This window comes from Kitasatospora sp. NPDC001664, from assembly GCF_053596675.1.
On record NZ_JBSFGS010000014.1, the window covers coordinates 216,663 to 236,224 of the forward strand.

Consider the following 19,562-nt stretch of genomic DNA (forward strand, 5'->3'; position numbering starts at 1 on the left):
CGCGCATCACGCTCCCTTCACTGGGTTGGCGGCCGGGGCCTGGGCGGGGGTCTGCGGCGGGGGTGCCGGAGTGCGGGAGCCGTGGGCGGCGATGCCGGCCGCGGCGGCGCCGGTGCCGGTGGAGGCGTTGGCGGTGGCGGGGCCGCCGCCTCCGCCGCGGGCGCCGTGGGTGGAGATGCCCTGCTTGACCAGGTTGGCCGGGCCGTTGATCATCGCGGAGCCGGCCGAGACGGCGCTGGCGCGGGCGTGCCGCATCTGCATCAGCTCGTCGCCGAAGCCCGGCACGAAGCGGTAGACGGCGGCGCTGGCGAAGATCGACAGGAACAGGATGGCCAGCCCGGAGAGCACCTTGGCGAAGTCGTCGGTGGCCCCGGCGCCGGTGGCCACCGCCCCGGCCAGGCCCAGGATGATCACGATGATCGGCTTGGCCAGGTCCACCGCGAGCATCACCCCGGCCCACCGCCGGACGTGCTTCCACAGCTGCTTGTCGACCAGCCCGGCGTAGACCGCGGTGCCCAGCAGCGCGCCGACGTAGAGCATCGCGGCCCGGATCAGCAGCTCGATCCAGAGCACCGCGGCGGCCAGCACCGCGACCAGCGAGACGATGATCAGGATCAGCGGGCCGCCGCCCAGCGAGCCCTTCTCCAGGGTGTCCGCGAAGCCGCCCAGGTAGGTGCCGGTGTCGGACTTGGTGCCGGCCGCGATGGCGGCGGTCAGCCCGTCGGTGGCGGAGACCAGGGTGAAGAGCACCAGCGGGGTGAAGGCGGAGGCGATGACGGTCAGCCAGAGGAAGCCGATGGCCTCCGAGATGGCGGTGGTCAGCGAGGCGCCGCGGACCGCGCGCTTGGTCACCGCGAGCAGCCAGAGCACCAGGGTGATCACCGTGGAGCCGGCGAACACCACCGCGTACTGCTGGAGGAAGGAGGCGTTGGTGAAGTCGACCTGGGTGGTGGAGTCGATCGCGGTGGCCAGCTTCCGGGTGACCCAGGCGGCCGCCTCGGCGCAGCCCTTGGCCAGCGAGCCGAGCGGGTCGGTGACGCCGCCGAGGGTGCCGCCGCCGGGGCCGGTGACCACCACGCCGGGGGCGTCGGGGGCGCAGGCCCGGTCGGCGCCGGGCACCGGCAGGTTGCACTTGGCGGTCTGCGAGGGCGAGGGCGTCGGGTCGGCCAGCGCCCGGGCCGCCGTCAGCAGCACCAGCGCGGGGAGCGATCCGAGCACCGCCCCGGCCCGGAGCAGGCCGCGGCGGGCGGCTGTGGCAGCGTCAACGGGCATAGCGGAAGCCTCCGAAGTCCTGGACGGCGCCGGTGATCTCGTCGGCGGTGGCGGCCTGCTGGTCGCCGGGGAGGGGGGCCGGGCCCGTGCGGCGGGTGAAGTCGGTGAGCTTCCAGTCGCTGCCGGTCCAGCGCATGGTGAGGGTGAGGGTGAACCAGTTCTCGGAGACCGGCTGGGTGGAGCCGGGGCCGGCCAGGCCGAGCAGGCCGGTGCACCAGACCTCGACCACGGTCGCGGTGTCCGCCTGGTTGGTGAGCTTGGTGCCGACCGGCACGGTGCGGCTGACGAAGGTCAGTCCCTTGGCCGGCTTGCCCTTGTCGTCCAGGCCGAAGCCGGCCAGCTGCTGCGGCCCGAAGGCGGAGTCCAGCCGGGCCTTCAGCCCGGGCAGCGCGGTCGGGTCGGCCAGCGTGGTCAGCAGGGTGGCCCGGGTGTCGGCCCGGAACATCTCCTCGGAGCCCATCGCCACCGCGTAGTTGGCGGCGGCCGACTGGGCGCCCTGCGAGGTGTGCGGGTGCCCGACGCCGATCCCGTTGGAGGCGGTGGCCACCGGGAGCTGCCCGCTCGGCGCGGTGGTGGCGGGCTTGGGGGAGGCCGAGGCCGCCCCGTCGGAGGAGCCGGCCGGAGCGCTGCCCCCCGGGTCCGGCTTGTCCCGGTTCGCGATCGATACGGCGACCACCAGCAGGGCCACCACCAGCAGGACCGTCAAGAGCGTCCGCACCGGCCGGGCCTGACGCCCCGTCTGCTGCTGGTAGACGGACTGCTCGCCGACCGGCAGCCGCGTCCGGGTGTGCGGCTGGTCGTCGGACACCGGCACGGCGGCCCTCCTGGTACGGGGAGACCCCTGGGCCCCCTGGCTGGTACGAGCTGGTACGAGCGGTCCGCGCGGGAAGCGCGACACCCCGGCGGGGACGGCCGCTGCGAGGCCGCTCCGCCGGGGCAATTCTGTCTGATCGTCAGATGGCCATGCCGTACACAATGGTGAACAGAGTGGTGAGCGAACCGATGATGAACACGCCGGTCAGGCCCGCCACGATCAGCCCCTTGCCCTGCTCGGCACTGAAGCTGTCCCGCATCGCGGTCGCGCCGATCCGCTGCTTGGCCGCCCCCCAGACGGCGATGCCCAGGCAGGCCAGGATGGCGACCGCCATGACCACCTGGATCATCGTGCGGGCCTCGGCGCCCAGGCTGGAGAACGGACCCCAGTCCGGCGCGATGCCACCGATGATCGTGTCGATGTTGGCCTTCTTCGGTGGGTCCTCCGCCAGGAGCCGGACCCGGTCACTCTGCACCACGCTGCTCAGGTTCATTCGTCTCACCGCCCGATCAGGCAAATTCAAGGCCCAGGACCGGGGTGGCGCGAAGGGCCGTACCCCATTCTTGGCCAGATCCGACTTCGACTTGGCTGCTTCTCGCGGATTGGTCGTGGAGCACGGGGCCCGTCCGCCAGGATGTCCACCGTACGAAGGATACCGCTCACCCTTTGTATCTGCGATGATTGCGATGAGCAATGCCTTCTGGGACACGGGAAACTGACGGTTCGTCGGGACGGTGCTGATGGTACTCCGGAAGGCGGGCGCGGCAGCGGCCGCGACCGGTCTGGTGGGTGTCGGTTTCGTCGGCGTGGTGGTGCTCGGCACCTTCGCCGCCAGCGGTACCCCGCAGGCCGTCCAGCCCAAGCTCGCGGGCCGCACCGTGCCGGCCGCCTACCAGCCGATGTTCCAGCAGTGGGGCTCCCTCTGCCCGGAGATCTCGCCCCCCATGCTGGCCGCGCAGCTCTACCAGGAGAGCGGCTTCAACCCCCGCGCGCAGAGCCCGGTCGGCGCCCAGGGCATGGCCCAGTTCATGCCGGGCACCTGGCCCGGCTACGCCACCGACGGCGACGGCGACGGCAAGAAGGACGTGTGGAACGCGGCCGACGCGATCGCCTCCGCCGCGGTGTACGACTGCTCCCTCGCCAAGGACATAGCGAAAATCCCCGGCGACCGGCAGTCGAATCTGCTCGCCGCCTACAACGCCGGGCCGTACGCGGTCATCAAGTACAACGGGGTCCCGCCGTACCGGGAGACCCAGGGGTACGTGAAGAACATCAAAACCCTCGCGGCCAACTTCACCGCGCCCGCCGAGGCCTCCCCCGGTGCGCCGGTGGTGACCCAGGCGATCTCCGCGCAGGCCTCCGGGGCGATCTACTTCGCCCAGACCACCCTCGGCACCCCCTACCTGTGGGGAGGGAACGGCTGGGAGTCCCAGGGCGGCCGCTTCGACTGCTCCGGCCTCACCGTGGCCGCCTTCGAGAGCGTCGGCATCAAGCTGCCCCGGGTGGCCAACGACCAGTGGAACGCCGGGCCGCACATCGACCGCAGCCAACTCCGGCCGGGCGACCTGGTGTTCTTCGCCACCGACCAGGGCGACCCGCGCTCCATCGACCACGTCGGCATCTACGTCGGCGGCGGCTACATGATCAACGCTCCGCACACCGGCGCGGTGATCCGCTACGACAAGATCGACCGCCCCAAGTACTACGGCGCCACCCGGGTCACCCCCGACGGCGCCCTCTCCCTGCCGCGCTACCAGGCCGACGGCCAGATCGCCAGCGGCGGTCAGGGTACCGGCCGTGACCCGAAGGACAGTTGACGCACCGTCCGGAGCCAGGTTGACCGTGGACGTCCAGTGGACGGTCAGTCAAGTTTTCATAACGGTGCGTGAAACCTGAAACCGGTGCCGGGGTTCTCGCGTTGTGCCCCTTGTCAGTCAAATGATCAAGGGGCCGCGAGGGCCACGACGGAGGTGCGGCGTGTCGACGCTGCTGGGCGACACCGCCGGGCCCGACCTGGACCTGCTCAAGGCCGTGAACGGCCTCGCCGGATCCGCCCCCTCCTGGGTCGACTCCACCGTCGCCTGGCTCGGCGAGTACGGCCTGCTGCTCGGCCTCGCCCTGCTCCTCGCCGTCGGCTGGCTCCAGGCCCGCCGCCGCCCCGACGCCCCGGTGGCCGTCGCCGGCCTGCTCTGGGCCCCGCTCGCGGTGGCCCTGTGCGAGCTGGCCAACCTGCCGATCTCCGCGATCGTCGACCGGCCGCGGCCGTTCGTCGACCACCCCGAGCTCGACGTGCTGGTGCACGGCAAGGAGGGCACCCTCTCCTTCGTCAGCGACCACTCGGCGATGGCGATGGGGATCGCCGTCGCGCTCTACCTGGTGAACAAGCGGCTGGGGCTGGCCGCCGGGGTGCTCGCCGTGCTCCAGGGCTTCGCCCGGATGTACGTCGGGGTGCACTACCCCACCGACGTCCTCGGCGGGTTCGCGCTGGCGGCCGCGGTCGTCCTGCTGCTCGCCCCGCTCGCGATGGCCGTCCTGGTACCGCTCACCCACGCCCTCGGACGCACCGCCCTGCGGCCCCTGTTCGTCGCCGAGCCCCGCCGCACCGGCCGCCGCCGCATCGAACGCGACCTCGCGGCCTAGGCGCTTCCCTCGGGCAGCTGGGCCACCAGGCAGCGCCCCAGGGGCGCGAGGAACTGCGCGAGTCGGAAGGCGGACCAGCGCGAGATCGGGGCAGGCGAGCCAGTTGCACGTGGTGCCGTTCCCCTGCGCGCAGTTCCCCGCGCCCCTAGGCCCCTGCCGGGTGGCCGTCGGCCGGATGCTCGGCGAGGTGTTCGGCGGCGTCGCGGCGGGACTTGTCGCGGCTGCGTCGGGCGGGGGCATGCCAGCCGCAGGTGCAGCGGGCGGTGGAGAAGGAGCCTCGTTCTTCGACCGTCACCCGGTGCTCGACGTTCACGCTCCTCACCGTAACGGCTCAACCGGACGGCGTGAAACGGAAGCCGCGCGCCGGTCGACCCGTAACCTCACCGACCCTCAACTCGTTGGCTCTGGAAGAGCTCTGAGGGGGTTGTACCCGATCGTGAAGCACACCGTCCGCACCACCGCGTCCGCCGCCACCGCCGCCCTGCTGGTCGCCGCCCTGGCCGCCTGTGGCGGCGGCGACGCCCACAAGCCCGGCAGCTCGGCCGACCAGCTCTCGGCCGACCCGCTGACCGCCGTCCGCAGCGCGGCGGACATCACCGGCCGCACCGGCTCCGCCAAGGCCGCCACCGAGCTGACCACCGAGTCCGCCGACAAGAAGGCGGTCTTCAGGGGCGCCGGCGGCTACGACTACGTGAAGCGGATCGGCCGGCTGGACATCGACGTGCCGCCCGGCGCCACCACCACCGGCAAGATCGTGGAGGTCGTGCTGCCCGGCACGGTCTACCTGCAGAACAGCGGCGCCAAGATCCCCGAGGGCAAGTGGGTGAAGCTCGACATCCGCCAGCTCCCGGACGGGAACCTGGTGAGCAGCGGCGCCACCGATCCGGCCAGCGCCGCCGGGGCGCTGCGCGGGGCTGTCACCGCCGAGCTGGTCGGCACCGAGACGGCGGGCGGGGCGGAGCTCAAGCACTACAAGGGCACCCTCGACCTCACCAAGGCGGCGGAGGCGACCGGCGGCCGGGGCGGGGACGGGCTGCGGATGGCGGCCCAGACCTTCACGGTCAAGGAGGTGCCGTACGAGGCCTGGCTGGACGGGCAGGGTCGGCTGCACAAGGTGACGCAGACCTTCTCGTTCGCCGGGGTGGCCGGGTCCAAGCAGCCCAAGGACCAGGTCCGGGTGGTCTCCACGGTGGCGCTCTCCGAGTTCGGGCAGCCGGTGCAGGCCGCGGAGCCGGCCGCCACCGAGATCTACTCGATGAAGCCGTCCTCGTCCCCGGCCCAGTAGTGCGCCCGGGTGGTGCGCAGAGATGGCCCGTTGGTGCCATGGGGTCTGACGCCCCGTCTGCCTACGCTTGAGTAGGGGGCGGCAGCTCTGCCGGGTCGGACGGGTCCATGGGGGTGGAACGGATGGTGTCCTCGACGCCCCGTGACGGTGGCGGACAAGAGCAGGCCGCGCTGGACGAGATCGAGCTGGCCGGCGAGCTGATGATCGCCGCCGCGGCCGGGGAGGGCGAGCGGCTGGCGCCCGAGCTGATCGACGAAGTCCTGCTCGCGGGCGAGAACTGAGCCGGCGACGGCTGAGCGGCCGTCAGGCGGCCCCCGGTGAGCGGCCGCTGCCCGGGCCGGCCACCGGGGGCCGCCGGTGCCGGGTGCGGAGCCCCGGGCCTCAGGTGCGCAGCAGGCGGGAGATCGCGGCCGTGGCCTCGGCCACCTTGGCCTCCAGCTCGGCCCCGCCCTGCTCCGCGGCGGCGGCCACGCAGTGCCGCAGGTGCTCCTCCAGGAGCGAGAGGGCGAAGGCCTGGAGCGCCTTCGTCCCGGCCGAGACCTGGGTGAGTACGTCGATGCAGTAGACGTCCTCGTCCACCATCCGCTGGAGGCCCCGGACCTGGCCCTCGATCCGGCGCAGCCGCTTGAGGTGCTCGGCCTTGCGGGCGCTGTAGCCGTGGGGCCCGTGGCTGTCGCAGCACTGGCCCGCGTCGCCCGCGGCCTCGGTGGCCTCGGCGGCCGCCGGCGCGGTGGTCTGCTCGTGCGTCTCGGTGCTGGTCATTCGGCCCGCCTAGGTCTCGGTCTCCACCCGTCCACTGGGCTCAAGTGTCCAACACCCCGGGCCCGCCGGGTGTTCCTCCGTCCGAGCGGCGCGACCGGATCTCCGTGCCCGGGACGGACGCAATCCGGCCGACTTCCGTCAGACTGAGGGATCGTGACCATCACCCCGTTTGCGCAGTTCTGACGGCTTGCGCCTAGCATCGTTCAGTCCCTCCCCCGCACATCGGAGAATTCCGTGCGTTTTAGCCTGACCCCGAAGGAGACGAGCTTCTACGACATGTTCGCCGCGGCCGCGGAGAACCTCGTCGTCGGATCGAAGCTCCTGCTGGAACTGCTGGGTGCAGACGTGTCGGCCCGCGCGGAGATCGTCGAGCGCATGCGCGCCGCCGAGCACGCGGGTGACGACACCACCCACGCGGTGTTCCACCAGCTGAACTCCTCCTTCATCACGCCCTTCGACCGCGAGGACATCTACTCCCTCGCCTCGTCGCTGGACGACATCATGGACTTCATGGAGGAGGCGGTCGACCTCGTCGTCCTCTACGACATCCAGACCCTGCCCAAGGGCATCGAGCAGCAGATCGAGGTGCTGGCCCGGGCCGCCGAGCTGACCGCCGAGGCGATGCCCAAGCTGCGCACGATGGACAAGCTCACCGAGTACTGGATCGAGGTCAACCGGCTGGAGAACCAGGCGGACCAGATCCACCGCAAGCTGCTGGCCCACCTGTTCAGCGGCCAGTACGACGCCATCGAGGTGCTCAAGCTCAAGCAGGTCGTGGACGTCCTCGAAGAGGCCGCCGACGCGTTCGAGCACGTGGCCAACACGGTGGAGACCATCGCGGTCAAGGAGTCCTGACCCTCGTGGATACGGCTGCACTCATCGCCGTCATCGGCGTGGCCTTCTTCTTCACCTACACCAACGGCTTCCACGACTCGGCGAACGCGATCGCCACCTCCGTCTCCACCCGGGCGCTCACCCCCCGGGCGGCGCTGGCGATGGCGGCCGTGATGAACCTGGCCGGCGCCTTCCTCGGCACCGGCGTCGCCAAGACCGTCTCCGAGGGCCTGATCGAGACCCCGAGCGGTCAGCAGGGGATGGCCATCCTGTTCGCCGCGCTGGTCGGGGCGATCACCTGGAACCTGGTCACCTGGTACTTCGGCCTGCCGTCCTCCTCCTCGCACGCGCTGTTCGGCGGCATGGTGGGCGCGGCCCTGGCCGGCGGCACCGAGGTGATCTGGCACGGCGTCATCGAGAAGATCGTCATCCCGATGATCGTCTCCCCGGTGGTCGGCCTGGTGGCCGGCTTCCTGGTGATGCTGGCCATCCTGTGGATCTTCAAGAAGGCCAACCCGCACCGCGCCAAGCGCAACTTCCGGGTCGCCCAGACCGCTTCGGCCGCCGCCATGGCCCTGGCGCACGGCGTCCAGGACGCCCAGAAGACCATGGGCATCGTGGTGATGGCGCTCACCATCTCGGGCCACCAGGGCGACTCCTCGATCCCGCTCTGGGTGAAGATCTCCTGCGCCACCATGCTCTCGCTGGGCACCTACGCGGGTGGCTGGCGGATCATGCGGACGCTCGGCCGCAAGATCATCGAGCTGGACCCGCCGCAGGGCTTCGCGGCCGAGGCCACCGCCGCGACGATCATGTACATCACGTCGTTCGTCTTCAAGGCGCCGATCTCCACCACCCACGTGATCACCTCGGCGATCATGGGCGTGGGCGCCACCAAGCGGATCCGCGCGGTCCGTTGGGGCGTGGCGAAGAACATCGTGCTGGGCTGGTTCATCACCATGCCGGCCGCCGCGCTGGTGGCGGCCGCCATGTACGGGATCGTCCACCTGCTGTTCGGCTGACGCACCGTCGGCCCGAAGGCGAAGGCCCGCCCCCACATCACGGGGGCGGGCCTTCTCTGACTCCGCGGCGGCACCGCCATGCAGCACCGCGAAGCAGTCGGGGGATCCGTGCGGTCTAGCCGAAGCGGCCGGAGATGTAGTCCTCGGTGGCCTGCACGGACGGGTTGGAGAAGATCCGCTGGGTGTCGTCCAGCTCGATCAGCTTGCCCGGCTGGCCGACGCCCGCCAGGTTGAAGAAGGCGGTGCGGTCGGAGACGCGGGCCGCCTGCTGCATGTTGTGGGTCACGATCACGATGGTGAACTGCGACTTCAGCTCGCCGATCAGGTCCTCGATGGCGAGGGTGGAGATCGGGTCGAGGGCCGAGCAGGGCTCGTCCATCAGCAGCACCTCGGGCTCGACCGCGATGGCGCGGGCGATGCACAGACGCTGCTGCTGGCCGCCCGACAGGCCGGCGCCCGGCTTGTTGAGGCGGTCCTTGACCTCGTTCCAGAGGTTGGCGCCCTGGAGCGACCGCTCCACCACGCCGTCCAGCACGGACTTCTTCTTCACGCCGGCCAGCCTGAGACCGGCCACCACGTTGTCGTAGATCGACATGGTGGGGAAGGGGTTCGGGCGCTGGAAGACCATGCCGACGCTGCGGCGCACGGCCACCGGGTCGACCGCGGCACCGTAGAGGTTCTCGTCGTCCAGCATCACCTTGCCCTCGACCCGGGCGCCGGGGATGACCTCGTGCATCCGGTTGAGGGTGCGCAGGAAGGTCGACTTGCCGCAGCCGGAGGGGCCGATGAAGGCCGTCACGGAGCGGGGCTCGACGGTCATCGAGATGTCCTCGATGGCCTTGGTGCTCCCGTAGTAGGCGGACAGTCCGCTGACGTCGATGCGCTTGGCCATGATCGTTCGTCTTCTCTCGTCTGTTCGTACGTCAGTCGGTGTGTCAGTGACCGGACTTGGGCGAGCGCCAGCGGGCGACGGCACGGGCGATGAGGTTGAGCGCCATCACGAAGGCGATCAGCACCAGCGCGGCGCCCCAGGCCCGGGCGTACCCGAAGTCGTTGTTGGTCTGGTACTGCTGCCAGATGTAGAGCGGCAGCGACTGCTGCGGACCCTCGAACGGGTTCTCGTTGATGATGTCCGCGCCGAAGACCAGCATCATGACCGGGGCGGTCTCACCGGTGATGCGGGCGACGGCCAGCATCACACCGGTGGTGATGCCGCCGATCGCGGTCGGCAGGACGATCCGCAGGATGGTCTTCCACTTGGGCACGCCCAGGGCGTACGAGGCCTCGCGCAGCTCGTTCGGGACGAGCTTGAGCATCTCCTCGGTGGAGCGGACCACGACCGGCATCATCAGGATGGCCAGGGCGAGGGAGCCCGCGAAGCCCGAGTACTGGAAGCCGAACAGGAGGATCCAGAGCGACAGGATGAACAGACCGGCGACGATGGACGGGATGCCCGTCATCACGTCGACGAAGAAGGTGACCGCCTTGGCGAGCCGGCCGCGGCCGTACTCCACCAGGTAGACGGCGGTCAGCAGACCGATCGGGGCGGCCATCAGGGTGGCCAGGCCGACCTGCTCCAGGGTGCCGATCAGGGCGTGGTAGAGACCACCGCCCGCCTCGGTCTGGAGGACGCCCTTCATGGAGTGGCTGAGGAAGTAGCCGTCCACGACGCCGATGCCCTGCTGGACCGTGTAGAAGGTCAGCGCGGCCAGCGGCACCACCGCGAGGACGAAGGCCAGCCAGACCACCGAGGTGGCGAGGCGGTCCTTGGCCTGGCGGGAGCCCTCCACCTTGGTGGCGGCGGCGTAGGTGATGAGGACGAACAGCAGCCCGGCGATCAGGCCCCACTGGATCTTGCTCTGCAGGCCGGCGCCGAGGCCGATGCCGACGCCGAGGGCGATCGAGAGGGCGGCGATGCCGGCCGGCGCCCAGGAGGGCAGCCGGTTGGCGGTCAGCCGGCGGCTCAGCCGCGGGGAGTCCGCCACGGGGGTCACGGTGGTGGTGCTCATCAGTTGGCCCCCGAGAATTCCTTGCGGCGGGCGATGATCATCCGGGCCGCGCCGTTCACCAGCAGGGTGATCACGAACAGGACCAGGCCGGAGGCCATCAGCGCGTTCCGGCCGTTCTCACCGGCCTCGCCGAACTTCAGCGCGATGTTCTGCGCGAAGGTGCCGCCGCCCGGGTCGAGCAGGTGCAGCGAGAGGACCGGGCTGGCGGAGAGCACGGTGGCGACCGCGATGGTCTCGCCGAGCGCGCGGCCGAGGCCCAGCATCGAGGCGGAGATCACGCCCGGGCGGCCGAACGGCAGCACCGCGGTGCGGATCATCTCCCAGCGGGTCGCGCCGAGGGCGAGCGCCGCCTCCTCGTGCATCCGCGGCGCCTGCTTGAACACCTCGCGGGAGACCGCGGTGATGATCGGCAGGATCATGATCGCCAGCACGATGCCGACGGTGAACAGCGAGCGCGGGGCCGCACCGGTCTTGGTGGAGTCGAAGACGTACGTCCAGCCGAGGTACTGGTCCAGCCAGCTGGTCAGGCCCTCCATGTGCGGCACCAGGAAGAGCGCGCCCCACAGGCCGTAGACGATGGACGGCACGGCGGCCAGCAGGTCCACCAGGTAGGCGAAGGGCTGGGCGATCCGCCGCGGCGCGTAGTGCGAGATGAACAGCGCCACGCCGATCGCCACCGGGACCGCGATGACCATCGCGATGATCGCGCTGGCGATGGTGCCGAAGGCCAGGACGGCGATGCCGAAGACCGGCTTCTGCGCGTCCGGCAGCCACTCGAAGGTGGTGAGGAAGTTGCCCTCGTTGTGCCCGAGGGCGAGCGAGGAGCGGTAGGCCAGGAATCCCGCGATGGCGGCCATGATGACCAGCAGCAGGACGCCCGAACCGCGGGAGAGGTTGAAGAAGAGCTTGTCCCCGCGCCTGCTGTCACGCTGGCGGGGCCTACCCCGGTCCGTGACGGGGGGTGATGTGGTCATGGTGTTTCTCCGGTCTGGTGGTGCTGCCCAAGGAGGGCGGCACCATGGCGGCGGTGCCCCGGACTTGATGTGCTGTCAGCTGGTTCCGGCCGGGCAGCCCCGCCCCCCTCTTCGAGGGCTGCCCGGCCGGTGGATCAGGTGGATCAGGCGAGCGCGGCGACCGCGGTCTTCACCTTGGCGCTCAGCTCGGCCGGGAGGGCGACGTAGCCCTTGGCCTCGATGGCCTTCTGGCCGGCGTCGCTGATGGTGTAGCCGAGGAAGGCCTTCAGGGTGTCCAGCGTCTCCGGCTTGTTGCCCTTGTCGCAGACGACCTCGTAGGTGACCAGGACGAGCGGGTAGGAGCCCTCGGCCTTGGTCGCGTAGTCGAGCTTCAGCGCCAGGTCGCTGCCGGTGCCCGCGATCTCCGCCTTGGCGAAGGTGGTGGCGGCGTTGGCGGCGGTGGCCTCGACCGGCTTGGAGGCGCCGGTGGCGATCGCGGCCGACTTGAGGTTGTTGGTCTGCGCGTAGGAGAGCTCGGCGTAGCTGATCGAGTTCTTGACCTGCTTGACCTGCGCCGAGACGCCGGCGCTCTGCGCGGCGGACTGGCCGCCCTTGCCCGCCCAGGTCTTCGACGGCTTGTAGGTCCAGGCGCCGCCCGAGGCCTTCTCGAAGTACTTGGTGAGGTTCTCGGTGGTGCCCGAGTCGTCCGAGCGGTGGATCGCCTGGATCTCGGCGTCCGGCAGCTTGGCGCCCGGGTTCAGGGCGGCGATGGCCGGGTCGTTCCACTTGGTGATCTGCGAGTCGAAGATCTTCGCCAGGCTCGGGCCGTCCAGGACGAGGTTGTCCACGCCGTCCACGTTGAAGATGATCGAGATCAGGCCGCCGACCATCGGCAGGTTGATGCCCTGGCCGGTCTTGCAGACCTCCTTGGAGGCGTCGACCTCGGCCGGCTTCAGGGCCGAGTCGGTGCCCGCGAAGGCGACCTTGCCCTGGTTGAACTGCTGGACGCCGGCGCCCGAGCCGCCACCGCTGTAGGTGATGGTCGAACCGGAGCAGGCGGCGCCGAAGGCGACCTTCCACACGTCGATCGCGTTGCCCTGCGCGGTGGAGCCGGCGCCGAGCAGCTGGCCCGCCTTGCCGCAGTCGATCGCGGCCTTGGAGGCACCGGCCGCCGAGGAACCGCCGGTGGCGGGGGTGTTGTTCTCGTCCGAGCCGCACGCCGCGAGCGACAGCGAGCCAACGAGCGCCATGGCACCGATCGCGAGGGCCTTGGAGCGGCCGTTCCGCTGGAGCTTCACAGGGGTGTCCCTTTCTGTGGAAGGGCCCGTCCGGCCCTCCGGTGACACCGAAGTTAGGCCGGGTAGGTGACGCGTCAGCCGGTCACAAATGAACGGAGAGTGAACCGACGACGGACGGCGGGAAACACCGATCGGTAGTAACGGTTGCGTCACAGGCAGGGCGCGGCCAGGTCACCCGTGACGGTGCGTCACACCGAGCACGGAGAGCAGCGCGTCCACCAGCTCCCGGTCCCGGCCGTGCGACAGCCGCGCCCGCGCCTTCCGCGGCGACAGCCACTCCAGGCGGTCCACCTCGCGGTTGGGCAGGAACGAGCCGCCCGTCAGCTCCCCCGCCCAGTACCGGACCTCCTTGGCCCGCCCGTGCGCCAGGTAGTGCTGGGCCGGCAGCTCCGCCCCCAGCACGCAGCTCAGCCCGGTCTCCTCCCGGACCTCCCGCAGCGCCGCCGCCCGCCAGCCCTCCCCCGGCTCCAGCTTCCCCTTCGGCAGCGACCAGTCGTCGTACTTCGGCCGGTGGATCAGCGCGATCCGCGGCTTCTTCCGCCGCTCCCCGTCCTTCTTCAACGGGCCCGGCCGCCACAGCACCACCCCGGCCGCCAGCACCGTCTGCCCGTGCCGCACCGCACGGCCCCGCACCGGGGGTACCGCCATCGTCAGGAACTCGCCCACTCGTGCCACCCGTGCTGCTGGAGATTCGGCCACCGGCGGCCGAAGGCGTACCTCGCCGCCTCCACCTCCAGTCGTTGATCAGCATGCACCACGCCGAGCACGTAGGCCGTCGCCGGGGTGATCCGCGGCGTGCGCGCCGCCGTCGCCACCGTCACCGCGGCGTCCGCCGCGTCCTGGTGACGGTCCAGCACCTCGTCCACCTCGTCCAGGCCCGCCAGCCGCTCCCCGCACACCTCCAGGGCGTACCGGGCCCGCTTCACCAGGATCCGCACCCGCCCCCACGGCGCGTCGTCCGCCGCCAGCGCCGCGTCCGCGTCCACCTCCACCGTCGGACCCGGCGCCTGCGACTGCCCCTGCGGCGGCACCACGCTCAGCCGGTGCAGCCCCTCGCCCCCGTACGGCGCCCGGGCCGGCGGCAGCGCCGCCACCCCCGCCGACAGCAGCTCCAGCGCCGCCACCGCCTGCCCCGCCAGCTCCGGCTGCGACTCCACCAGCGGCACCTCGCCCGCCAGCAGCGTCATCCGGTCCGCCAGCGCGTGCAGCCGCGCCGACCGCAGCTCCTGCAGCAGCGTCGAGTGCGCCCTGGTCCGCGCCAGCGTCAGCTGACGCTCCAGCAGCGCCCGGGCCTTCGGCGCCCCCTGATGCCCCGCCAGCATCCCCGGCCGCCGCGGGTCCGTCTCGCTCAGCGAGTCCAGCGCCGCCAGCAGCCGCGCCGAACGCCGCAGACAGCCCGGCTCCTGCGCCAGCAGCTCCAGCAGCCAGCGCAGCTCCGCCCTGGTCCGCTCCGCCCACTCCGGCTCGAAGCCCGCCGCGTAGGTGTGCAGCGCCCCGCCGATCCGCCGCACCGCGCGCAGCAGCTCGGCCGTCCCGGCCGCCGCCTGCCCGCCCGGACCACCCGGCAGCGTGCCCGCCCGGGCCCCGGCCTCCCCCACCACCAGCGGCAGCGCGCGCAGGAAGACACCCGCCTGGGCGGTCAGGTAACCCGTCAGGGCCTCCCCCGCCGGCTGGTCGGTCCGGGCGGTCGTCGGCAGATCCGTCATGCTGGTTCCTCGTCCCCCCGAGGCAAGTCCCCGCCGTACCGGGGATGGTGGTGCCGGTCCGGCCACCGGTCACGGCGGCCGGACCGGACGGAGCAGGTCAGGCCAGGCTGCGGCGGCGCTGCCGGGAGTCGATCAACAGGTTCTGCACGTGCCGCAGCCGGCGCCCCTCCGCGTCCTGCGAGTGCCTGGTCCAGCGGCCGTCCGACCCCAGGTGCCAGGACTCCGTCTCGTCCGACATCCCGAGGTCCACCAGCCCGGACAGCTCCGCCCGCTGCGCCGGGTCGGTCACCCGCACCAGCGCCTCGATCCGGCGGTCCAGGTTGCGGTGCATCATGTCCGCGCTGCCGAACCAGACCTCGGGGTCGCCCCCGTTGCCGAACACGAAGATCCGCGAGTGCTCCAGGAAGCGCCCCAGCACGCTGCGCACCCGGATGTTCTCGCTCAGCCCGGCCACCCCGGGCCGCACCGCGCAGATCCCGCGCACCCAGACGTCCACCGGCACCCCGGCCTGCGAGGCCCGGTACAGCGCGTCGATCAGCTCCTCGTCGACGATGGAGTTGACCTTGAGCTTCACGTGGGCCGGCCGGCCCGCCCGGTGGTGCGCGATCTCCTGGTGGATCCGGCCCACCAGCCCGTCCCGCAGCCCGCGCGGCGCCGTCATCAACCGCCGGTACGACTCCCGCCGGGAGTACCCGGAGAGCCGGTTGAAGAGGTCCGAGAGGTCCGCGCCGACCTGCGGGTCCGCGGTCAGCAGCCCCAGGTCCTCGTACAGCCTGGCCGTCTTCGGGTGGTAGTTGCCGGTGCCCACGTGCGCGTACCGGCGGAGCGTGTCGCCCTCCTGACGGACCACCAGCGAGAGCTTGCAGTGCGTCTTGAGGCCGACCAGGCCGTAGACGACGTGGCAGCCCGCCTCCTCCAGCTTGCGGGCCCACTTGATGTTCGCCTGCTCGTCGAAGCGCGCCTTGATCTCGACCAGCACCAGCACCTGCTTGCCGGCCTCGGCCGCGTCGGTCAACGCGTCCACGATCGGCGAGTCACCGGAGGTGCGGTACAGCGTCTGCTTGATCGCCAGCACGTCCGGGTCGTTGGCCGCCTGCTCCAGGAAGGCCAGCACCGAGGTCGAGAAGGAGTCGTACGGGTGGTGCAGCAGCACGTCCCGCTCCCGCATCGCCGCGAAGATGTCCGGCTGCGAGGCCGACTCCACGTCGATCAGCCCGCGGGCCGTCCCGGCCACGAACTTCGGGTACTTCAGCTCCGGCCGGTCCAGGTCGGCGATGCCGAACAGCCCGGTCAGGTCCAGCGGCCCCGGCAGCGGGAAGACCTCCGCGTCGGTGATGTTCAGCTCGCGCACCAGCAGGTCCAGGATGTAGGGGTCGATCGACTCCTCCACCTCCAGCCGGACCGGCGGGCCGAACCGACGGCGCATCAGCTCCTTCTCCAGCGCCTTGAGGATGTTCTCGGTGTCGTCCTCCTCCACCTCCAGGTCCTCGTTGCGAGTGACCCGGAAGGCGTGGTGCGCCAGCACCTCCATCCCCGGGAAGAGCTCCTCCAGGTGAGCCCCCATCACGTCCTCCAGCGGCACGTACCGCTGCGGCGCCGCCTCCAGGAAGCGGGACAGCGACTGCGGCACCTTGACGCGGGCGAAGTGCTTGTGGCCCGACACCGGGTTGCGCACCACCACGGCCAGGTTGAGGCTCAGCCCGGATATGTACGGGAACGGGTGCGCCGGGTCCACCGCCAGCGGCGTCAGCACCGGGAAGATCTTCTGCCGGAAGAGCGAGTGCAGCCGGGACTGCTCCTTCTCCGCCAGCTCCGACCAGCGCACCAGCTCGATGCCCTCGGCCGCCAGGTCCGGCAGCACCTCCTGCTGGAAGGTGGCCGCGTGACGCGCCATCAGCTCCCGCGAGCGGGTCCAGATCTGGTCCAGCACCTCGCGCGGCTGCAGGCCCGAGGCCGAGCGCTGCGCGACGCCGGTGGCGATCCGGCGCTTCAGGCCGGCCACCCGGACCATGAAGAACTCGTCCAGGTTCGAGGCGAAGATCGCCAGGAACTTGGCCCGCTCCAGCAGCGGGATCTGCGGGTCCTCGGCCAGCTCCAGGACGCGCTCGTTGAACGCCAGCCAGCTCCGCTCCCGGTCCAGGAAGCGACCCTGCGGAAGCTCGTCCAACTCCTCGTCCTTCGACGGCTCTCCCTCGGCCAGCACCAGGGAGGGCGGCAGGGCGGTGGACTCCTTGGTATCGGTGGTGGAGACGGGACGGGGGATGCTCATGGGCTCCAGCTCCTCCAGCAGGACGGTCTCCGAGCGACCGGTCGCCCGGGGGCGGGGCACTGCTGACTTCATCCTGTGATCTTCGCGGCGAGAATTTAATCCACGGTAAACACCGCATGGCCAGGAGGAAAGCTGAGTCCGTCGCCCCCGTGGCCGGACTCAGGCCCGCGGCGCCTGCTCCGTGTGCAGGCGGTACATCAGGTCCACCTCGTGGACGGTGAACCCCTGCCCCTCGTACACCCGCACGGCGGCGTGGTTGTCGGCGTCCACGTACAGCAGCACCGTCGGCACCTTGCGGTCCTCGGCCAGATGGCGCAGGCCCGTCGCGGTCAGCGCCTTGCCCAGTCCGTTCCCCTGCTCGGCCGGGTCGACACCGACCACGTACACCTCGCCGAGCCCGTCCGGGTGCACCTTGGTCCAGTGGAAGCCCACCACCCGCTCCGCCCCGTCCCCGTCCCCGCGGACCGCCAGGAAGAACCCGCTCGGGTCGAACCACGCCTCCGCCTGACGGTCCGCCAGGTCCCGCTCCGTCCAGCTGCCCTGCTCGGGGTGGTGCGCGAAGGCCAGCGCGTTCAGCGCCAGCCAGGCCGCCTCGTCCCGCCCCGGCCGGAAGGTCCGCACCGTCACGCCCGCCGGGAGCACCGGCGCGGCCGGCACCGGCTCGGCCGGCTTGCGCATCTGCCGCAGCTCGCGCACCAGCTCCGCTCCCCGCTCCTCGGCCAGCCTGGCCGCGCCCGGGTGGCCGCCGTGCGCCCAGAAGTCCACCGCCCGCCCCGGCCCCGCCGCCGCCAGCACCGCGTCCAGCAGCGCCCGCCCGTGGCCGCGCCGACGCAGCTCCGGGTGCACCGCGAACTCGACCGTCGCCGTCCCCTCGCCCACCTCGAGCTGCGCGTACCCGGCCGGCTCGCCGGCCTCGCCGCGCTGCACCAGGTGCGTCACCCCGGCCCGGGGCTCCGCCACCCGCAGCCGCAGCCGGCCCGCCTCCGAGACCGCCTCGCGGCCGTCCGCCTCCGCGGCGGCGGTCAGGACGGCCCGGGCGGCGGCGAGCTCGTCCTCGGTCAGGGCAGCGTTGGTCAGGATCTCCATGCTGCCGACCTTACGCGGCGGGCGGGGGGTAAAACGGTGGTCCGGCCGGTCCCGTCCTGATTGAGTGTCAGGTCCGGTGCGGGACGACGGAGGAGCCCGAGGAGCCCGAGGAGACCGAGGAGCCCACGATGGAGGAGCCGACGATGGAGGAGCCGACGATGGAGAAGGCCGTACAGCGCTCGCGGGTGGCGGCGTACGTGGTGTGCGTGGACCAAGCCGACCGGATGCTGCTCGCCCGCGGCCGGCTCGGCGACGGCAGTCCCGAGTGGACGGTGCCCGGCGGCGGCCTCGACCACGGCGAACCGCCGCAGCACGCCGCCGTCCGGGAGGCCGAGGAGGAGACCGGCTACCTGGTCGAGCTCGACGCCCTGCTCGGCGTCGACTCCCGGCACCGCCTCAACCCGCCGTTCCTCTCCGGACCACCCACCGACTTCCACAGCCTGCGGATCGTCTACTCCGCCCGGGTGGTCGGCGGCGAGCTGCGCCCGGAAACGGACGGCACGACCGACCTGGCCGCCTGGATCCCCCTCGACCAGATCACCGACCTGCCCCGGGCCGACCTGGTCGACGTCGCCCTGGCCCTCCACCGCGACCGGCCCGCCCTCGGCCTGGTCGACCTCGGCCCGGCCGAGCACGCCTGAGCCCGCGCCCCCGCTCCTTGCTACTTGGTCCAGCGGGTCTCGGCCAGGAACCCGACCAGCAGGGCGGCAGTCTCCTCGGGCCGCTCCACGGCCGGCAGGTGACCGGCCCACTCCAGGTCCAGCCGGCGGGCACCCGGGATCAGACCGGCCAGCTTGTCCGAGACGCCACCGAACTCCGGGAAGTCGTGGGCCCCGGTCACCAGCAGGGTCGGCGCGGTGATGTCGGCCGGGGACGACTCGTGCTCGATCCCCTCCACGTCACCCGCGGCCAGCTGCACCTCGAAGGCGTGCCGCTGCATCTGACGGACCGTCGCCCGGGCGTCGTCACCGGCGTCCGGCCCCAGCCAGGTGGTCACGTTCAGGTCTGTGGCACCCGCCACGTCCCCCGCCGCCAGCAGCTCGTTCTCCTTCGCCCAGAACGCCCGCAGCCCGTCACCCGGCTCGAGCCCCGCCGCCGCGGTGCAGAGCAGCCCGAGCGCCCCGACCCGCTCCGGGAACCGCGCCGCGAACTCCAGCGCCACCGCCCCACCACCCGACGCCCCCACCAGAGCGACCCGGTCGACCTCCAGCTCGGCCAGCACCTCCACCAGGTCGTCCGCATCGTTGTAGGCCTGGTCCGCCGCCGGGCTCTCCCCGAACCCCCGCAGATCGACCCGGACCACCTGGTGCCCGGCCCCGGCCAAGGCGGCCAGCTGGCCGTCCCACATGCGGCGGTCACAGACGGTGGAGTGGAGCAGGAGAACGGCCGGGCCGGCGCCGGTGGTGTCGTAAGAGATCGTCATGTGCGCAACACTAAAGATCATACGGAAAGCACGCATCCGGTTATTCGGTCCGGAAATGCGAAAAGGCCCCCCGGCTAAGCCGGGAGGCCTTTTCTGAATGATTGTTCGGCGGCGTCCTACTCTCCCACAGGGTCCCCCCTGCAGTACCATCGGCGCTGTGAGGCTTAGCTTCCGGGTTCGGAATGTAAC

Annotated in this window: 21 protein-coding genes and 1 rRNA gene; 7 read left to right on the plus strand and 15 right to left on the minus strand. The window is 71.6% G+C overall.

The window, feature by feature from the left end:
- Positions 1–6 precede the first annotated feature (6 nt).
- The 3 genes from ACWCYY_RS21595 to ACWCYY_RS21605 form a co-directional block, all read right to left on the minus strand.
- Entirely contained in the window at positions 7–1,272 is a 1,266-nt protein-coding gene (locus tag ACWCYY_RS21595; protein ID WP_449796952.1) for a hypothetical protein, read from the minus strand.
- Positions 1,262–2,086, minus strand: a complete 825-nt coding sequence (locus ACWCYY_RS21600; RefSeq protein WP_345286843.1) for a hypothetical protein — start codon at positions 2,084–2,086, stop codon at positions 1,262–1,264. The genes ACWCYY_RS21595 and ACWCYY_RS21600 overlap by 11 nt, the downstream gene beginning before the upstream one ends.
- Before the next feature lie 139 nt (positions 2,087–2,225).
- Entirely contained in the window at positions 2,226–2,579 is a 354-nt protein-coding gene (locus ACWCYY_RS21605; protein WP_345286842.1) for a hypothetical protein, read from the minus strand.
- 247 nt (positions 2,580–2,826) lie between these two features.
- Between ACWCYY_RS21605 and ACWCYY_RS21610 the strand changes: the two genes are divergently transcribed.
- Positions 2,827–3,903, plus strand: coding sequence for a C40 family peptidase (locus ACWCYY_RS21610; protein ID WP_345286865.1), 1,077 nt, complete (start codon positions 2,827–2,829; stop codon positions 3,901–3,903).
- Between the two features lie 160 nt (positions 3,904–4,063).
- Positions 4,064–4,726, plus strand: coding sequence for a phosphatase PAP2 family protein (locus ACWCYY_RS21615; RefSeq protein WP_449796953.1), 663 nt, complete (start codon positions 4,064–4,066; stop codon positions 4,724–4,726).
- 145 nt (positions 4,727–4,871) lie between these two features.
- On the opposite strand, the gene ACWCYY_RS21620 is transcribed toward ACWCYY_RS21615, so the two are convergent.
- Entirely contained in the window at positions 4,872–5,039 is a 168-nt protein-coding gene (locus ACWCYY_RS21620) for a hypothetical protein (protein WP_449796954.1), read from the minus strand.
- A 123-nt stretch (positions 5,040–5,162) separates the two neighbouring features.
- Here ACWCYY_RS21620 and ACWCYY_RS21625 point away from each other — a divergent pair, with 123 nt between their 5' ends.
- Positions 5,163–6,011 carry a hypothetical protein gene (locus ACWCYY_RS21625; RefSeq protein ID WP_449796955.1) on the plus strand — a complete coding sequence of 283 codons (849 nt, stop codon included), beginning with the start codon at positions 5,163–5,165 and terminating at the stop codon, positions 6,009–6,011.
- A 122-nt stretch (positions 6,012–6,133) separates the two neighbouring features.
- Positions 6,134–6,292 carry a hypothetical protein gene (locus tag ACWCYY_RS21630; RefSeq protein WP_345286834.1) on the plus strand — a complete coding sequence of 53 codons (159 nt, stop codon included), beginning with the start codon at positions 6,134–6,136 and terminating at the stop codon, positions 6,290–6,292.
- A gap of 100 nt (positions 6,293–6,392) precedes the next feature.
- Here the strand turns inward: ACWCYY_RS21630 and ACWCYY_RS21635 are convergent, their stop codons facing one another.
- On the minus strand, positions 6,393–6,773 hold the full coding sequence (locus tag ACWCYY_RS21635; RefSeq protein WP_345286832.1) for a metal-sensitive transcriptional regulator: 381 nt from the start codon (positions 6,771–6,773) through the stop codon (positions 6,393–6,395).
- A gap of 234 nt (positions 6,774–7,007) precedes the next feature.
- On the opposite strand from ACWCYY_RS21635, the gene ACWCYY_RS21640 reads away from it, so the two are divergent.
- Both ACWCYY_RS21640 and ACWCYY_RS21645 read left to right on the plus strand, forming a co-directional pair.
- Complete coding sequence (locus tag ACWCYY_RS21640; protein ID WP_345286831.1) at positions 7,008–7,628, plus strand: DUF47 domain-containing protein; 621 nt, start codon at positions 7,008–7,010, stop codon at positions 7,626–7,628.
- Between the two features lie 5 nt (positions 7,629–7,633).
- Positions 7,634–8,629: an inorganic phosphate transporter gene (locus tag ACWCYY_RS21645; protein ID WP_345286830.1), complete on the plus strand. Its 996-nt coding sequence runs from the start codon at positions 7,634–7,636 to the stop codon at positions 8,627–8,629.
- A 115-nt stretch (positions 8,630–8,744) separates the two neighbouring features.
- On the opposite strand, the gene pstB is transcribed toward ACWCYY_RS21645, so the two are convergent.
- The 8 genes from pstB to mshD all read right to left on the minus strand — a co-directional run bounded on the left by pstB (position 8,745) and on the right by mshD (position 17,950).
- Complete coding sequence (gene pstB / locus ACWCYY_RS21650; protein WP_345286828.1) at positions 8,745–9,521, minus strand: phosphate ABC transporter ATP-binding protein PstB; 777 nt, start codon at positions 9,519–9,521, stop codon at positions 8,745–8,747.
- Between the two features lie 43 nt (positions 9,522–9,564).
- Positions 9,565–10,638, minus strand: a complete 1,074-nt coding sequence (pstA, locus tag ACWCYY_RS21655) for a phosphate ABC transporter permease PstA (RefSeq protein ID WP_345286826.1) — start codon at positions 10,636–10,638, stop codon at positions 9,565–9,567.
- Positions 10,638–11,612 carry a phosphate ABC transporter permease subunit PstC gene (gene pstC, locus ACWCYY_RS21660; RefSeq protein WP_345286824.1) on the minus strand — a complete coding sequence of 325 codons (975 nt, stop codon included), beginning with the start codon at positions 11,610–11,612 and terminating at the stop codon, positions 10,638–10,640. Before pstC ends, pstA begins: the two co-directional genes overlap by 1 nt.
- A 143-nt stretch (positions 11,613–11,755) precedes the next feature.
- Positions 11,756–12,889, minus strand: coding sequence for a phosphate ABC transporter substrate-binding protein PstS (gene pstS, locus ACWCYY_RS21665; RefSeq protein ID WP_345286822.1), 1,134 nt, complete (start codon positions 12,887–12,889; stop codon positions 11,756–11,758).
- 171 nt (positions 12,890–13,060) lie between these two features.
- On the minus strand, positions 13,061–13,537 hold the full coding sequence (locus ACWCYY_RS21670) for an NUDIX hydrolase (protein ID WP_380149464.1): 477 nt from the start codon (positions 13,535–13,537) through the stop codon (positions 13,061–13,063).
- Between the two features lie 2 nt (positions 13,538–13,539).
- Positions 13,540–14,595 carry a CHAD domain-containing protein gene (locus tag ACWCYY_RS21675; RefSeq protein WP_449796956.1) on the minus strand — a complete coding sequence of 352 codons (1,056 nt, stop codon included), beginning with the start codon at positions 14,593–14,595 and terminating at the stop codon, positions 13,540–13,542.
- A gap of 97 nt (positions 14,596–14,692) precedes the next feature.
- Positions 14,693–16,936, minus strand: a complete 2,244-nt coding sequence (locus tag ACWCYY_RS21680; RefSeq protein WP_345286816.1) for an RNA degradosome polyphosphate kinase — start codon at positions 16,934–16,936, stop codon at positions 14,693–14,695.
- Between the two features lie 87 nt (positions 16,937–17,023).
- Positions 17,024–17,950: a mycothiol synthase gene (gene mshD / locus ACWCYY_RS21685; RefSeq protein WP_449796957.1), complete on the minus strand. Its 927-nt coding sequence runs from the start codon at positions 17,948–17,950 to the stop codon at positions 17,024–17,026.
- A 128-nt stretch (positions 17,951–18,078) separates the two neighbouring features.
- On the opposite strand from mshD, the gene ACWCYY_RS21690 reads away from it, so the two are divergent.
- A complete protein-coding gene (locus ACWCYY_RS21690) occupies positions 18,079–18,591 on the plus strand; it encodes an NUDIX hydrolase (RefSeq protein WP_449796958.1) in 513 nt (170 codons plus the stop codon).
- Positions 18,592–18,611: 20 nt separating this feature from the next.
- On the opposite strand, the gene ACWCYY_RS21695 is transcribed toward ACWCYY_RS21690, so the two are convergent.
- Both ACWCYY_RS21695 and rrf read right to left on the minus strand, forming a co-directional pair.
- Positions 18,612–19,373 (minus strand): alpha/beta fold hydrolase, encoded by a 762-nt coding sequence (locus ACWCYY_RS21695; RefSeq protein WP_449796959.1) that lies wholly within the window; start codon positions 19,371–19,373, stop codon positions 18,612–18,614.
- 103 nt (positions 19,374–19,476) lie between these two features.
- A 5S ribosomal RNA gene (gene rrf / locus ACWCYY_RS21700) occupies positions 19,477–19,562 on the minus strand; the annotation flags it as partial.